Raw genomic sequence first — 18028 nt, 5'->3', positions numbered from 1 at the left:
AAATAGTCCAAGAAATCAATAATAATATTGAAAAAAAAATTAGCATAAAACTTTGTGGTTATATGCTAATCTAATCAATTTTATTTACTTTTTTCTTTTATAAATTCATTTACAATTACATTCAATCGTTTTGAATGTATATCTTTTGCAAATCGCTTTGGTTGAGCCACACGTTCAGCACAATTTTCCATTCCACAGTTTTCACAAGTTACTGCAACTTCTTTGACAGGAATTTCAGGATCATTTAAAAACTTAACCTTTCGTTGCGCACTTTTATGTAATAGACCAATGGTTACACTTCGTAAATATTCTGGATTAAACGGATCTTTCGTAGCAGAAGAAACTACATAATATTTTTGATTATTATTAAATGGATAAATAGAAACCTGAGAAGAAATGACATGATCTGGATCTTCAGGAGTAGAATTTTCTAATTGTTTTAAAACATTTAGTGAAACCCAACGTCTACAATAATGCTCATCAGTTTCGTTTGCCTGCGGCGATTGTTGCTGATTTAGATGTAACTCTTTCGTTAATTTATATTTACTTGTCCCTATTTTTGTTGTAAGACGTAAAAAGAATAAATCTCTAATATTAAAATGCTTTGGTAAAAGATTCGTCATACGTTGATAAACCGTCTCTGGCGACTCTGTATAACTTCCAAAAAGACGTAAGAAATTTTTAATATCATGTTTATCAGCAGCGAACATTTCATTCATTTTCTGAACCAGTTCATCTTCTGGTAATAACAATGCTCCTGCAAAATAAGAAGCGTAGAAATTATTCAACAACTGATCAAAATTCTCAAAAGAAACCCAAGAATAAGTATTTAAACGCTCTTTATAACCTAAATAATTATACCCTAACTCTTTCGCTAAAATGAATCTTTTTTGATCCAATTCTGAATCTATATTAATATATAAATGTTTCTTTTCTTCAATAAAAATAGATCGAAGTTTACCTAATTCTGGACGTTTATATGTCTTGAAATCTTCATAAAAAACTTCATAACCATATTCTTCCTTCAGAATTTCAGTCATTAATTCGTCCGTAATCAATTCACCATCTTGATTCGTTGAATATTGTTTCAAGAAATTTTTTGCAGCAAGTTCTAATTCTGGAAAGTAATTATCATTCGCTTCTTGAAATGATCGCAAAGAAGCCATGTAAAAACTTTCTCTTGTAAGATTATAATTATTCCCAATCTCTATTAAGGTTGAAATAAATGCATTAACCTTCATTGGAGCATTTGAAATAATTTCAATTAAATCTCTTTCTTCAATTCCAAACAACTCTAAAGGTATTTCTTGTAAAAGATTAGATTGTAAAATTTCAGCGACCGGAGCTAAGTTTTTATCTAATTTTAAAGAAACTAACTCATCATAAGGCACATCAAAAGCTTCTGCTAACAGAATAATCTTATCAGTTTTGGGATATTTTTTACCTTTTTCAATCTCATTTAAGTATGATTTAGAAAGTCCTGTTATTTTAGATAACTTAAACAATGACAAATCTTTAGCCGTTCTAATTTGTTTAATCTTTAATCCAAAAATTAGTTTTATATAATCTTCTTGCATTTTTTTATAAAAATATTTGGTGAATGTAAACGAATTTTTATAATTTAGCGAACGTTCGCTGATTGAATTAAATCTGCTTACAAACAAAACCAAAACTACACAAAAAAACACAAAAAATGAGACCAGCTATTAATGAATTTACATTAGCACCAGATATTCAGAATAAATATTCTGATATCTTAACTAATGAAGCAATGGATTTTCTCATTGCTTTACACGAGAAGTTCAATTCAAGACGACTTGAATTATTGGCAGAGCGTGATGCTCGCCAAAAGTTTTTTGATTTAGGAAACGTACCAAATTTCCAGGCAAATACAAAAGAAATTAGAAATAGTAATTGGGTTGCAGCGCCAATTCCTGCAGATTTACAAGATAGACGTGTAGAAATTACAGGTCCTGTAGATCGTAAAATGGTAATTAACGCATTAAACTCTGGAGCTAAAACTTTTATGGCTGATTTTGAAGACAGTAATTCTCCTACTTGGGATAATAATTTACAAGGTCAACAAAATTTAAAAGATGCTGTAAACAAAACAATTTCTTATGTAGATGAAGCAAAAAACAAGACATATACATTAAATAAAAATGTAGCAGTTCTTTTGGTTAGACCGAGAGGTTTACACCTAAACGAAAAGCACATAACAATACATAAAGAGGAAATATCAGGCTCACTATTTGACTTTGGTTTATATTTTTTCCATAATGCACACACGTTACTTTCCAATCAGAGTGGGCCTTATTTCTATCTTCCTAAATTAGAACATCATCTTGAAGCCCGTTGGTGGAATGATATTTTTACTTTTGCACAAGAATATTTACAAATCCCACAAGGAACAATTAAAGCAACAGTTTTAATTGAAACAATTACAGCTTCTTTTCAAATCGATGAAATTATTTACGAGTTGAAAGAACATATGGCTGGATTAAATTGTGGACGTTGGGATTACATATTCTCTTATATTAAAAAATTCAGAAATCATCCAAACTTCATCGTTCCAGAACGTAGTCAAGTAACAATGACCTCTCCCTTTATGGCTGCATATTCATTAGCTGTAATCCAGAGATGTCATAAAAGAAATGTACACGCGATTGGAGGAATGGCGGCTCAAATTCCTGTAAAAGATAATGAAGCTAAAAATGAAGAAGCTTTTACTAAAGTTAAAAACGATAAGTTACGTGAAGTAACTAACGGACATGACGGTACTTGGGTTGCACACCCAGCGTTGGTAAAAGTTGCCATGGATATTTTTAACGAACATATGCCTCAGGCAAATCAAATAGATAAAAAGCGTGAAGATGTAGTTACTACAGAAGAATCCTTATTAGAAATTCCGAAAGGAACAGTAACTGAAAAAGGTATTCGTGATAACATCAATGTAGGAATTTTATACATCGAAAGTTGGTTATCTGGCAAAGGAGCAGCTGCATTATATAATTTAATGGAGGATGCTGCAACTGCCGAAATCTCTAGAACTCAAGTTTGGCAATGGTTAAAAAACAAGGTTGTTTTAGAAGACGGATCAGAATTTAATTGTGAAAAATACAAGCAATTAAGATCTGATGAAATCAATAAGATCAAAGCTTTAGTTGGTGAAACTAACTATCAATCTGGTCGTTTTGAATTAGCTGTACAGTTATTTGACGAATTAGTATTAAGTAATGATTTTAAAGAATTCTTAACGCTAAGCGCATATAAATACATATAATAAATCCGCTCTCTACAAAACTATAACCCTTACAAAAAAAACTATTAAACACAAAAAAACGCAAAACTATGAGTCTATCAAACCAAGAGAGAATCCAAAAGATTCAACAGGATTGGGATACTAACCCAAGATGGAAAAACGTTAAAAGAAATTACACTGCTGAAGATGTAATTAAATTGAGAGGTTCTTTAGATGTTGAATATACATATGCAAAAAACGGAGCACAAAAACTTTGGGATGGTTTAAATTCCAAAGAATACATGGCTGGTTTAGGTGCATTAAACGGAAATCAAGCGATACAAGAAGTTGAAGCTGGGTTAAATGCTATTTATTTATCAGGTTGGCAAGTTGCTGCTGATGCTAATTTATCAGCAGAAATGTATCCAGATCAATCCTTATATCCTGCTAATTCTGTTCCATTAGTTATTAAGCGAATCAACAACGCATTACGTCGCCGTGATGAAATTCAATCTATCACAGGACAAGGAAATATTGATTATTTCGTACCAATCGTTGCTGATGCTGAAGCTGGTTTCGGAGGAAACTTGAATGCATACGAATTAATGAAGCAAATGATTGATGCAGGTGCAGCAGGTGTACATTTTGAAGATCAATTATCTTCAGCTAAAAAATGTGGACACTTGGGTGGGAAAGTATTAGTTCCGACGCAAGAAGCTATTAATAAATTGTTAGCTGCTCGTTTAGCTGCTGACGTTTGTGGAGTTCCAACTTTATTGGTTGCGCGCACAGATGCTGAAGCTGCAAACTTAATCACTTCTGACATAGACGAAAGAGATCGCAAATTTATTGTTGATGGTTCTCGTACATCGGAAGGATTTTACAGAGTAAATAATGGATTAGATCAAGGAATTGATCGTGCTTTAAGTTACGCGCCATATGCAGATTTAGTTTGGATGGAAACATCTAATCCAGATTTAGGAATGGCGAGAGAATTTGCTCAAGCTGTTCGTGAGGTATATCCAGACCAAATGTTAGCGTACAATTGTTCGCCATCATTTAACTGGGCCAAACACTTAACTCCGTCACAAATGGAAACATTTCGTGAAGAGTTAGCTGCCATGGGATACAAATTTCAATTTATAACATTAGCTGGTTTCCATGCGATGAACACATCAATGTTCGAATTAGCAAAAGCTTACAACGCAAGAGGAATGGCTGGATACTCAGAATTACAAGAACGTGAGTTCGCTTTACAAGATGAAGGATTTGCTGCAGTTAAGCACCAATCTTTTGTAGGAACTCAGTACTTTGACTATGTACAAAACACAGTGCAACAAGGCGTTTCTTCTACGACAGCTATGGCTGAAAGTACAGAGACTGCTCAGTTTCACTAAACCATAATGCATACTTTTCAATTAAAAAGACCGAGCTGCAACCTCGGTCTTTTTTATTATATATGAAATATGAATCAATCGAATAAGAATATATTTATTCAAATATTTAAATCTTCTTTAATTTTTTATTTAATAATTTCTACGATACTTTTTTGTTTAAAATATTTAGATATTTTAGCGAGAAACAACTATATAGTAAACTTAATAGGTATAATTATTATATCCGTAATATTCATCATAATTGTAATTGAAAATAAAATTTTAAGAACTATAAAGTATAACAATCAAATCTATATTTTTCAATTATTACTATTTTCTATTTCAACTCCATTAATTATACTTCAACTTATTATTGACAAATGGTTAAACAATGAAAATATCAATAAAATTTCTATGACTTGGGCAGTTATATCTATTTTTTGTTATTTAATTTTATTTTTCAGTTTAAAATCTTCAAAAAGAAAAGATTCTAATCAACTTTATTAATCATAAACATTTTACCATTCATTTCAAATTGTTCTGCGTCACACTTCCCTAAAAGAACTTGTGCCAATGGCGTTTGATTTGATAAAACAAAAATCTTTTTAGAATCAAACATTATTTCACCTAAACTACATGCGATTACGAAATTCCCCATAGAAGTTTCGATGTAAGATCCATTTATTATTGTTTGACTTACTTTCACACCTATTTTCAAAAATTGTTCTTGTTGAACTAACACTTCATTCAACTGATTTTGAATTCGAGTAATCTCTTGTTGCATCATTTCACGAGAAGTTTCGTACTTATCCCCCATGCTACTTTTCGTATCATTATTTGATGCGCGTAAATCTTCAATTAAACCGTTTAAATAATAAATTTTCTCATTTAAAACAATTGCAATTGCATCATATAAATCTTTTGTCATAATCTAAAAGTATCAAGCAAAAATACAAAAAGCAATGAGCAATTAATCTAACCTCAACTATTCAACAATCAATAGAAATAAAATCTTAAAAAAATTCACAAAAACACTATATTTATTTTATTAATAATCAACACTATAAACCTATCAAACTATTAAATTCAAAATACTTAATCCCTATTATTTTATTAATTCAGAGTATTTTAATTAATGCTCAAGAACCATTTTACTATAGAATTAGTACAACTGAAGGTCTTTCTACAAACACAATATATGATGTAAAACAAGATTTTAGAGGTGTATTTTGGATTGCGACGGAAAACGGAATTTATAAATATGATGGAAATCTATTAGAAAAAATGGATCAAATCAGAAAAAATGGAGTTTCTAATATACAGTTTGATTCCAATAATAGAATTTGGTACCAAGATTTTAATGGAAGAATATATTACATAGAAAATGATGTAATTAAAATTCTCCCTAAAACGATTGCTAAAGGATATATTAAATATATTATCACAAATAATTTAATCTACATCATAGAACAAAACACTTTAAGCTATTTTTCATTATCAAATTTAAAAAATAAAATAGATCTAAAGCACTCTACAAAAGGAGTTATTGATGTTTTTGAATTAAATGGTAGACTTGGAATTTTTTATGAAAATTATGTCAAGCTTGTAGATAAAAATAATATTAATGTCATTAAAATTGATCCTGAATTTAAAAAAGATATTGAAAATCCATTAGCTACAACTTTAAAAAATAAAGTTTATTTATTTGACAAACATAATTCTAAAGTTTTTTACACATTTGATGAACAAAAATTACTAAAACATACAATTGACTTCCCCATAGAATTTAAACAAAACATTACAAGTTTTGGTAATGAAATATGGATGAGTACCACATCTGGAATTGTAAGATATAATGTAATAACTAAAAGAACTGAATTATATTTTAAGAAGAAAAATATTTCACAAATTTTTAAAGACAAGAATAATCATTATTGGATTTCTACATTAAATGAAGGTATTTTCTTTATTGAAAGTTTTAATACTAAAATTTTTGATTTAAAATCTACACCAGTGTTGTTAGCTAAGAATAATAACACGTTAATTGTAAGTACTGAAGACGAAAAAATATTTACATCAAATAATGATAATTATAAATTGATGTATAATTACACATCCAATCATAGCTTTTTAATGACTAAGTTTGATGAAAATCAAGATAGATTATTAGCTACTTCTTCAAGTTTTAAATGGATTGAAAAAAATAAGAGTTACGAAAATCATACTTCTATTAAAGATATTGTACCTATTGGTAAAAACAATTATGCTTTCGCAGGAAGTATTCGTTCTGGTTTAGTTACTAACGATCCTATTGTACATCAAGAAAATTTAAAAAATTTCCCTAATGGTATTGGACAAGAAATTAAAGGATTATATTTTACAAATCTTCTTGTAGAGTACAATGCAAGAAGTGTAGTATATGAGCCTAACAAACAAAGTATATATTTCGCAACTAATAATGGTTTAATTCGAATAAAAAATAAAGAAGAAACAGAAATCAAAGATTCATTTGGAAAATCAATTTACTTAAAAGATATCTCTTTTTACGACGATAAAATTTTTGGGCTAACTAAAGATGATGTGATAGTTGTAATCAATTCAAAAAATCAAATTTCAAATTTTGAATTACCGAGTTATATAAAAAATACAACTGTTGAAAAAATAAAAATATTAGAAAATATGCTGTTTATTTTTTCTACAAATGCTGTATACGAATATGATTTAATACATCAAAATATTTCCAAAATGATTAATCTAACTCCATATTTTAAAGCCACAGATGTCGAAAGAATTGGTTCATATCTCTACTTTGCAACATCTCTTGGAGTACTAAAAAAAAATAAATTTAATTTCACGTCTAATTACCATCCTTGGTTAGAAATCGACAAAGTATACATTAATTCTACTGAAGTTGATTATCCTATTTTGGAAGAATTAAATCATAGTGAAAACAATATTGATATCCACTTTAAAGTAATTAGTAAAACACCAAACGAAGTATATAACATTTTTTATAAAATCAATAATTCAAATTGGATAAAGAAGGATCACAAATCAAGAACGATAAATCTTTCCTCTTTAGCTCCAGGCAGCTACGTTGTAAAAATATTAATTGAAGGTGATTATAAAAGCTCAATTACTAAAGAATTTAATTTTACCATAGCAAAACCTTTTTGGTCAAAACTATGGTTTAATACCCTATTAATAGCATGTATAGCTGGCCTTATCTTTTATTTTACGAGAATTAGAATTAAGAAAATTAAAAATAATAACAAACAATATTTGAATCAAATAAATTTAAAAAATGAATTAAACACGCAAAAATTAAAGTCTATAAAATCTCAAATGAATCCTCATTTTTTCTTTAATGCTTTAAACACTATACAGTCTTATATATTAACTGATGATAAGAAATTAGCTCTTTTTTATTTATCAAAATTCTCCAAATTAACACGTCAAATTCTTAATTTAAGTGAGAAAGATTTTATTAGTTTAAAAGAAGAAATTGAAACAAATGAGATATATTTAGATATAGAGAAAGCTCGTTTTAATGATAATTTTGAATATCAAATTGAAATAAAAAATAAAACAGATATACTTAAATGGAGATTTCCTTCTCTTCTACTACAACCATTGATAGAAAATGCTATTAAACATGGATTATTACACAAAAATGGTGATAAAAAAATTGACATAATAATTAATCAAAATGAAACTCATTTAATAATTAGTATTATTGACAATGGTATTGGACGAACAGAAAGTGAAAAAATAAATAAATCTAGAAAAAATCATGAATCTTTTGCAACCAAAGCAATAGAGAATCGTGTAAATATATTAAACCAATCCTATCAACTTGATTTACAAATTACATATATTGATTTGTATAATAATAATGGCCAACCAACCGGAACAAGAGTTGATATTAAACTTTTAAAACTTGCCTATGAAAGCGATTATAATTGATGATGAAAACCGTGCTAGGATTTCTCTCGAAATAATGATTAAAGAATTTTGTCCTACGATAGAAATTATTGCTTCTTGCGAAAATTTAACTGAAGGTGTAAAAGCAATTAATAAACTAAAACCAAATATTGTATTTCTTGATATTGAAATGCCAAACTTCAATGGTTTAGATATTGATAAATTCTTTGATATGAATGATATTGACTTTGAATTAGTTTTTACAACAGCCTATCAAGAATATGCATTAAAAGCGTTTAAATTAAATGCATTTGACTATTTACTTAAACCAATTAATCCAGAAGATTTAATAAATACAATAGAACGTATTAATCGTAAAAAAATAATCCCTATTGAAATAAAAACTGACGTTCCAATTGAAAAAATAGCAGTTCCGACAGCTAATAATTTATTGTTCTTAGAAACCAAAAACATTATTTACATCAAAGGAGAAGGCGCTTATTCTGATGTAATTATTAAAGATCAAAAACATATACTTGTAAGCAAAAATTTAAAGAATTTTGAAGATGTTTTAGCTTCAGATTCCAGATTTGTTCGTGTGCAAAAATCATATATTGTAAACTTCGATTTTATCGTTTCAGTAAGTAAAACAAATGGTGGAACTTTACATCTAATTAATGATATACAAATACCAATTGCAACCGATAAAATTCAATCCATTCTCGATAAAATCATCATTTTAAAGAAATAAAAAAAGCCTCAACTAACGTTGAGGCTTTTACTTTATAATAATATTAATTCTTTATTTCTACTCGTATTCCTTCACTATGCGCACTTAATTCTGGTGCATACATGTTTTGCATTGATGTAATTCCATTCGAGAAGTTTCCTGCATTATTCGCTTTTAAATCATATTCAAAAACGTACGTTCCTTTTCTCATATAATCGGCAAAGAAATTAGTCGACGCATCTCTTGTGCTTTCATAGTATCCAAATTCACCTTTCCATTTATAACCAGATAAAACATTTACAGGTTCAAAACCGCTTGCTCTCATATCTTTGATGTGAACAAATTCCATATTACGATCAATCGAAATCTCTAAACGAACAGTCACAACATCTCCTACTTTTATTGGTGTTTGCGATGTAATTTCTTTTAGAATTGGACCATTCGAAGTATTCGTTTTCACAAACAATTTCTTGTTGAATTTTATTCCTGTTTCAGCAGATTTAATTTGATCTAAATCCTCAAAATATTGCCAGTACATTGCTCCATAAGCAACACCTGCCGATGATTTAGAAACTTCAACTTTTCCTAATTCTGGCTTAATTTCGTCTTTATTCCAAGTTGTTTTTACATAACCAGAACCAGCTTGAGAATTTTGTTCAATATTAAAAGGAACATTCCCTATTTTCACATTTACACCTTTCTCAGCATCAATCCAAGATTGTCCTGTATTCATTAATGCATAAACTGCTTTTGTTGTTGCTTTGGTAGAATTCCATTGATTCGTTTGTTTATTTTTAATCAACCAAACTTTCATTTCTTCAACAGATTTTACATCATTTAAAACCTCATCATAAGCCTCAATTAGCATTGCTTGCGTTTCAACCGGCGCATCATACCAAAACCAACCTGGTTGATTATTTTTCCAATACATTCCCATTTCATCCGAAAGAACTGCTCTTTCTTTAGTCGAAATAAGCACTTGTTTTGCTGCAGATTCCATTCCAAATCGCTTTAAAACCAAAGCAGCCATCGCTTTTTGCTGTAATGATAAATCTAATTTTTTATCGTTAAGATTCTTCAACATTACATTTCTCATTTCTTCTAAATTTTTATCCATTGGAAATTGATCTAAGAAGAATGAACGAGCATATAAATAATGAATTCCGTCTGAATAAGTAATATTCTTAAATGATTTTAAATCCTTTTTAAAATCATTATAACGTTTTAAATTTTCTTGATCGATGAACTGAATTGCACGTTCAATTATAGCATGTGGGTGAATATTCATGGTATTGAAATTCACATCCATTTTTTTCAGATTACCAAAACCAGCAACAATATGTGTCGTAATATATTCATTTGTACGTCCACCATCAAACCACGCAAAACCACCATTTGATTGTTGTTTTGCACTTAATTTTTCAAACGCCGATTTCATTTCATTTTGCATTTGATTCATTTGGAACAAAGTTGCAATTTGTTTCATTTGCGTTTCTTCACTTTCAGCCGAACGAACCCAAGGTGTTTCTTCTAAAATAATCGATTTTAATTCTTCATTTAATTGCAATTTCGATTTTAATTCTCCTTTTGCATTCCATTGATCAAAAACAGCTTTTATTTTCGGATTCGAATTGATGATCTTTTCCGAAACCATATTTCCATACAAACGAGAGAAAACTTGCTCTGCACATTCATAAGGATATTCGCGTAAATATGGCAAAGCAAAAATGGCATTCCATATCGGATTAGCAGTCATTTCAAACGTTAATTTAAAATGATCTAAAGTCGTCGATTTATTTTGCTCTAAATTTTCAAAAATGAATGTTTTTGTTTGATTTTCTTTGATATAAATCGGCATCGTTTCAGTCACCAACATACGATTCGTTAAAATTGGTAAAGCAGCTTCTTCTCCATCCGAAAAATCTCCTGCAACAGCAACCACACGATAAACAACCGCTTGTACATTTTTAGGAACATCTAAAGTCCAAGTGACTTGATCTGAACTTCCTTTTGTAACTGTAAAATTTTGAGTTGGTTGATTTAACTTAAATTTCGCATCAATTGGTTCATTCGTAAATGGATCAAATAGCATTAATTTTGCTGTTCCATTCAACGTTTTATCCGATAAATTATTAATCTTAGTTGAAATAGAAACTTGATCACCTTCACGTAAAAAGCGTGGCGCATTAGGTACAACCATTAACTCTTTTTGCGTTTTAACACGATTTTCCAAATACCCAATTTTTAAATCTTTGGTATGTGCTAATGCCATAAACTTCCATTCCGTTAACGATTCTGGAGCCGTAAATTCTATAATTACATTTCCGTCTTTATCCGTCATTAAATTTGGATAGAAAAATGCGGTTTCGTTTAAAACTTTACGCGCCTGAACTTGATCTAATTTGGGTTCAACTACTGCTTCACTTAAAATAACTTCGTCATCATTTATAGGTCCACCTCCTGATTGAGCTGCTGATTCTTTTCCATCACTATTTTCAGCAACTTTCATTTCAGCTTTCATTCGAGGCATTGCCATCCTTACTTCATATAAATTTTCTCTCCAATACTGTTCATTTTCAAAACTAAAATCGAAGATTGAAAAATTAAAACCATGAAAATTTATTGGATAAACATCCGAATTATTCCATATATTATTCACTTTCATTGATGAATTAATTCCAAAACCATTAGACAATAATTCAAAATAATTTCTTAGATAATTTGAACGATATTGATTTGGATTAAAACTAATTGAATGTTTTATAAATTGGTCTAAAGATGCATCATACATCGCAGTTAAAACTTCAGCAGACAACTTATCTTTTTGTTCACCTTCAATTTTAATTTGCCATTTTTCTTTAGCTCCTGGCGTTAATTTATCACGAAAAACAGAAGTTGTAATTTTTAAATCCTTCGATTCCATCGGAACAAGAATATCCACCTTTCCAGAGATATAATCATTATTGTAAACCGCAAAATAACTTAATGCTGTTCCCCCTAAATGAGAATCATTTAATTTGAATTTTACAGTGTTTGATTTACTCAAATCTAAAACTCCTTCTATTTTATCAACCGAATTTTCGTTTGCTGAATAATTCACAAAAACATTTTTCACCGGCGATTTAAACGTAACGATTACTTCATCTCCAACTTTATATTCTTTCTTATTTAAAGATGTCGTAATTAAAGTGTAATTATTTAATTTTTCTGGATTTGCAATATAGATAATTCGCTCAATTTCTACTTTATCATTTCCATCCAAAACATATCCTTTTATGATGTAATAATCTTCAACTAACTGATTCGTTTTATCGAATTTAATTTCTGAAGATTGGGTAGTTTCAAACCAAGATTCTAAAACCTTTTCTCCTATTTTCCAGTTTTTTGGAACCATTTGATTTGGATAAGCATAAGTCGGAAATAGTTTATTGAATTCTTGTTCTGTATAATAATTATAATCACTATCTGATACAAATGCCATTGATTTTAATACTTTATTTGGCGATTGTAAGCGATAGATTTCGATTTTTCCTTTCCCATTTTGATCAACATCATTTACATTTTTAACCGAAACTGGAAAAGATTTTAAATCATCAACATTCATTTTATCATTTAATCCAAAAGATAAAATCAATCGTTGATCTCCAACTTTTACGTTAGATATTGTGGTTTGTGTTTCACCATTAATATCAGTTACACTTACCTCTATTCTATAATTGTATAAACGATCAACATCTTTGCGTTCCTCGAAAGGTTTTGCAATAAAATCAAACGAATATTTACCTTCCGCATCCGTTTTGGTTTCACCAAATGTAATTTCTTCACTTGCAGATCTTCCGTAAGGAATAGTTCTATACCACGGCCAAAACGTAAATAACTCTTCGCGGTAAACACGATATTTTACAACAGCATTATCAATATTCGCACCCGAAAAAGCTTCTGCTTTCCCAGATACAATTACTTTATCATTTAGTTTATAAACACCTTTTTGATCATCAACTTTAACCTCAAATTTTGGACGTTTGTACTCTTCTACACGAACTGATTTGTAACCTCTTATTTGAAATGTGGCATTATTTGAAACAACATTTATATTAAAATTTCCCGTTAATACAGAAGCTGGAAGTTGAAAATTTCCACTAAACGAACCAAATTCATTCGTCGTTCCAATAATTTTTGCAATTTCTTTTCCGTTAACATCTCTCAAAATAACATCAACTGATGTATTTGGTAAAACTTGACTTTCTTTTTTTAGAGTTTTATATAAAATAGTTTTAAAATAAATTGTCTGATTTGGACGATAAATTCCACGATCCGTTAAAATCGTAGCATTAGCTCGTTCAGTTTCAGTATTTGATTTATAGTAATTATTTAGATAAGCCGAATAAACCGCAGCATCATCTTTGACACGTAAATAGATTGAAGAATTATTTGGCTTTAATTCTGCTTTTCCATTTTTATCCGTTGTAACTGATTCTAAATTTCCTTTAGAATTATAAGAATGATATAAAACTTCTATTGATTTGTTTACAACTGGTTTACCCGATTTACGATCAGAAAGATAAACTTGATTCTTATTTGTATTGATTACATAATTCGTAGCCGAAATCGTTATGAAAGACAATGGATTTTCTGTTGAGTAAATATCAAATTTAGGATCAGAAGAAAACAAAATTAGATAACTTCCTTCTGCCAATGGATTTAATTTATAGAATGAAGAATGTGTTTGATAATCTTCGAAAGACTTTAAATCAATAGCATATTCGTTGATTATTTTTAAATTCTTAATAAATTTTTCACCTTTTTTAAGACTTATTGTATCATAACCCGAATTCAAATCATTCACAATTGATTCACCAAATTTCGTATAGTTAGGATAAACACGAACATACAGTTTATTGGTATTTTTATGATCAATTTTTATCGGAATATTTTGATTCGGAAGTACATAATTCTCTACCAAAAATGAGTAAGATTTTGCTTTAACCTCTTTCACTTTTTTCGAAATATATTTCGATTGTACATCGTTAGGATATTGAGATTTTACTTTCTGCTCAATTTCAAAAATTTTGTTGTAACTACCTTTTTTAAGTAACTCTTCATTCATTAATTCATCTACCAAAGAAGCAAAAATTGTAGAACTATACCACGCTTCTTTGAAATATATCGTAGCTAATTGCTCTTTTTCTTTGATAAATTCTTCTTTAGAAATTTCTTCACGTCTATTATCTAATTGTTGATTTTGATTAAATAAAAACGCATTGAATTGACCTTTATCGCTATTTAATTTTGCTAATTCTTGGTAATATTTATTCGCTTCTTTCGCTCGATTATTAACATCAGAAGAATTATAATCATTGAATTGAGTTAAATAACCGATGTATTCGTGTACCAAAACATCGTATAAAGTCGGTGTTAAATCAATATTTTTTTCAAAATCTTCTGTATTTGAATCTTTTTCAATTAAAAGTGATTTCCAGTTCAGAATATTTTCTTTTAACAATTCATTTTTTGGCTGAATAGATTGTTTAAATAATTGATCTATTTTAGAAGTAAACGTTTTAGATGTCCAAAAACGAACATCGTTTGTCGTTTGATTTTCTACTTCAGTTCTTGAATTAATTTTGTAACTATTTTCGTTAAAATAAATAGAATAAAGTTTTGCCAAATACATTTGAACAACAGCATCTCTAACTTTAGATTTCCCATTGATTTCTTTAGAAAATGTATCAAACACAAAGTTCACATCATCCGTTTCGTCCGTTGTTGCTACTTTAATTCTCGCTTCATAGAATAACGTTTTGATGTAATTGGCATCATCTTTTTGAGCTTGTGCAAGTGTTTTGATGTTTTGCACTTTGGTTTCGAGAGATTTAAATTGACCATTCATCATTGATTGATCAATTTCATTCCATAATTTATCTATCGGTTGGTTTTGTGCCATAGCAAGTAATGGAAAAAATAAGGTTAGAAATATATAGTAAATTCTCATAATCATGAATTTATTTGATAGATGCAAGTTAATTAAAAATGGTTGGTTTATAGACATAAAAAATCCGAATGCTACTAGGTAACATTCGGATTTTTAAATATATAAATTGTATTTTATAAATCTTCTAAATCTAAATCTTCGTCGATTTGTAAGTCATTTAATCCTGCATCTTCAGCAAAATCAATATCTTCATCACCGTCTAAATCCATGATTTCCATATCACGTTTTGGTGCTTTTAATGGCATAGATCCGAAACGGTAAACAGTTAATGGGTAATTTAAAACAGCAGGCTTATCTTCAACAGAAATTAACTCAGCAACGAAAGTCCACATTTCCATGAAATCGTAAACAAATTTCATACGATCTCCTTGTAATTTAAACACTTCTTTGATGTAGAAATCAGCCATTGTCTCATCTGTACCGTCATCAGACATATCTTCTAATGGAATTTCTTTCATTTCTACTCCATCTTCGTCGATTTCATAAAATGAAGCTAATTCTTCACCTTGTAAACTAAATGCACTGATAATTCCTTTGTACAAAGTAAATAACGTTTGCTTTTCTTTAATTTCAATATCTCTGAAAACATCCTCCTTTGCGTCAAGGAATACACGAATTTTATAAATCACTTTTTAACTATTTTTCAATTCCAAATTTAACTTTTTTCCTAAATCTACCACATAATTATAGGCAGAATTATAATTATTTTCAACTTCACCTTCAAGGATAGCTTCTTTAATGGCATTCTTAATTATACCTACCTCTTTACAAGGTGCTAAACCAAACATTTCCATAATTTGCTCACCTGTAATTGGTGGTTGAAAATTACGAACACGATCACGTTCTTCTACGTCTTTGATCTTTTGTTCAACCAATTCAAAATTTTGCTTGAATCGTTTTTGTTTACGTTCGTTTTTCGTTGTAATATCAGCTTTACAAAGTTTGATTAAATCATCAAAATCTTCACCAGCATCAAACAACAATCGGCGTAATGCAGAATCTGTTGCATCGTCATCTACAACTGCAATTGGTCGTGAACTCATCATTACCAATTTCTGAACGTACTTCATCTGAGCACCTAATGGTAATTTTAATCTTCTGAATAATTTTACTACCATTTTAGACCCAACAAATTCGTGAGAATGGAAAGTCCAACCCACTTTTTTATCGAATCTTTTTGTTACTGCTTTACCAATATCATGTAATAAAGCTGCCCAACGTAACCATACATTATCTGTATAAAGTGAGATATTATCTACAACTTCTAAGGTATGATAAAAATTATCTTTATGCTTCTGACCTTCAACCTCTTCAATCCCTTTTAATGCTATTAATTCTGGCAAAATATATTGCAACAATCCTGCCTTTTCTAATAGATTTAAACCGAAAGATGGCTTATCCGTCATCATAATTTTTTGGAATTCATCCATCACACGCTCAAAAGAAACGATCTCTAAGCGATATGCATTATCTATAATTGCTTGAAAAGATTTTTCTTCAATTACAAAATTTAATTGAGCCGCAAAACGTATTGCACGCATCATACGCAAAGGATCATCAGAATACGTTACATTAGGTTCTAATGGCGTACGAATGATTTTATTTTTTAAATCTTCTACTCCATTAAATGGATCTATTAAATCTCCGAATGTTTCTTTATTCATAGAAATAGCCAATGTATTTATGGTAAAATCACGACGTTTTTGATCGTCTTCCAATGTTCCATCCTCTACATGAGGTTTTCTACTATCTTCTGAATAACTTTCTTTTCTTGCTCCTACAAATTCTAATTCAATTTCATTGTAACGGAACATTGCAGTCCCGAAACGTTTAAAAACTGAAACTTGTGATGTATTTCCTAAAGATTTTGATAGTTCTTTTGCTAATAATATACCATTACCAACAGTTACAAAATCAATATCTTTTTTTTGTTCTCTTCCTAATAAATAATCGCGCACAAAACCACCAACGACATAAGTTTCCTGATTAATTTGATCAGCAACTTCACATACGTTCTTAAATAATGGTAATGTTACAGCTTCTTGGATTTTCATTTTGCAAAAGTAAAAGATTTGACTAAAAAAACTACTCTCTAATTACTTTTACTTGATTATCTAAGCCTAATTTAATAATTGTAGATGCAGAATGCTGTGGCTCAAAGGTTTTACATTCCTCTAAAACAAGATCTACTCCATTTATAATATTAGAATTAACTTCTTTTAACACTTTTGGCGATGGATCACCAGAAATATTTGCAGATGTAGAAACAATTGGACCTTTTAATCGACCAATAATTTTCTTACATAATAAATCGTCAGTTAAACGAATAGCAATCGTATTATCCTCTGCAATTAACGATTTTGGTAAACCTTTTGGATTATCATAGATAATTGTAATTGGTTTTTCGTTAAAATCCATTAGATCCCATGCTAATTCTGGTACTTCTACAATATCTTGTAACATTTTCGGAGAATCAACTAAAATGATTAACGATTTAGAAGATGGCCTATTCTTTATTTCAAAAATCTTCTGAATTGCCTCTTCGTTTTTTGCACTACATCCAATACCTAAAATGGTATCAGTGGGATATAACATTGTTTTACCTTCTATAAGTTGTTCTACGATTTCGTGAATGTTAGACATTGATTTATTTTATTTGATATGAATCTAATTTAATAGATATCTTTTTTGATTTGTGTGCAAATTTCAAAAATATATTCAACATAAAAACAATAATTGACTAATAATTTATTAAACAACATAAA

The 18028-nt window shown here is 29.3% G+C and carries 10 protein-coding genes; 4 read left to right on the top strand and 6 right to left on the bottom strand.

The genetic code is table 11. From position 1 onward, the window contains the following. Positions 1–80: 80 nt before the first annotated feature. Complete coding sequence (locus tag EAH69_RS05450) at positions 81–1577, bottom strand: helix-turn-helix domain-containing protein (RefSeq protein ID WP_121934166.1); 1497 nt, start codon at positions 1575–1577, stop codon at positions 81–83. A gap of 116 nt (positions 1578–1693) precedes the next feature. Here EAH69_RS05450 and aceB point away from each other — a divergent pair, with 116 nt between their 5' ends. Further along, positions 1694–3283: a malate synthase A gene (gene aceB / locus EAH69_RS05445; RefSeq protein ID WP_121934165.1), complete on the top strand. Its 1590-nt coding sequence runs from the start codon at positions 1694–1696 to the stop codon at positions 3281–3283. Between the two features lie 68 nt (positions 3284–3351). Further along, positions 3352–4638, top strand: a complete 1287-nt coding sequence (gene aceA, locus EAH69_RS05440) for an isocitrate lyase (RefSeq protein WP_121934164.1) — start codon at positions 3352–3354, stop codon at positions 4636–4638. A 469-nt stretch (positions 4639–5107) separates the two neighbouring features. Here aceA and EAH69_RS05430 read toward each other — a convergent pair whose 3' ends face one another. Beyond that, the gene (locus tag EAH69_RS05430; protein ID WP_121934162.1) at positions 5108–5545 is read right to left on the bottom strand and encodes a hypothetical protein; all 438 of its coding nucleotides are present in this window, start codon (positions 5543–5545) and stop codon (positions 5108–5110) included. Between the two features lie 356 nt (positions 5546–5901). On the opposite strand from EAH69_RS05430, the gene EAH69_RS05425 reads away from it, so the two are divergent. Both EAH69_RS05425 and EAH69_RS05420 read left to right on the top strand, forming a co-directional pair. Continuing rightward, positions 5902–8583, top strand: coding sequence for a sensor histidine kinase (locus tag EAH69_RS05425; RefSeq protein ID WP_121934161.1), 2682 nt, complete (start codon positions 5902–5904; stop codon positions 8581–8583). Next, positions 8564–9292, top strand: coding sequence for a LytR/AlgR family response regulator transcription factor (locus EAH69_RS05420; RefSeq protein ID WP_121934160.1), 729 nt, complete (start codon positions 8564–8566; stop codon positions 9290–9292). Before EAH69_RS05425 ends, EAH69_RS05420 begins: the two co-directional genes overlap by 20 nt. Positions 9293–9335: 43 nt before the next feature. On the opposite strand, the gene EAH69_RS05415 is transcribed toward EAH69_RS05420, so the two are convergent. The 4 genes from EAH69_RS05415 to EAH69_RS05400 form a co-directional block, all read right to left on the bottom strand. Further along, positions 9336–15263, bottom strand: a complete 5928-nt coding sequence (locus tag EAH69_RS05415; protein ID WP_230466716.1) for an alpha-2-macroglobulin family protein — start codon at positions 15261–15263, stop codon at positions 9336–9338. Positions 15264–15376: 113 nt separating this feature from the next. Then, entirely contained in the window at positions 15377–15892 is a 516-nt protein-coding gene (locus tag EAH69_RS05410; RefSeq protein ID WP_121934158.1) for an IS1096 element passenger TnpR family protein, read from the bottom strand. Between the two features lie 3 nt (positions 15893–15895). Continuing rightward, complete coding sequence (locus tag EAH69_RS05405) at positions 15896–17317, bottom strand: CCA tRNA nucleotidyltransferase (protein WP_121934157.1); 1422 nt, start codon at positions 17315–17317, stop codon at positions 15896–15898. A 31-nt stretch (positions 17318–17348) separates the two neighbouring features. Next, positions 17349–17906: an L-threonylcarbamoyladenylate synthase gene (locus tag EAH69_RS05400; protein WP_317124731.1), complete on the bottom strand. Its 558-nt coding sequence runs from the start codon at positions 17904–17906 to the stop codon at positions 17349–17351. Positions 17907–18028 lie beyond the last annotated feature (122 nt).

The sequence above is a fragment of the Faecalibacter macacae genome, from assembly GCF_003687725.1.
Taxonomy (GTDB): Bacteria; Bacteroidota; Bacteroidia; order Flavobacteriales; family Weeksellaceae; genus Empedobacter; species Empedobacter macacae.
This window is presented reverse-complemented; position numbering and strand designations above follow the sequence as displayed.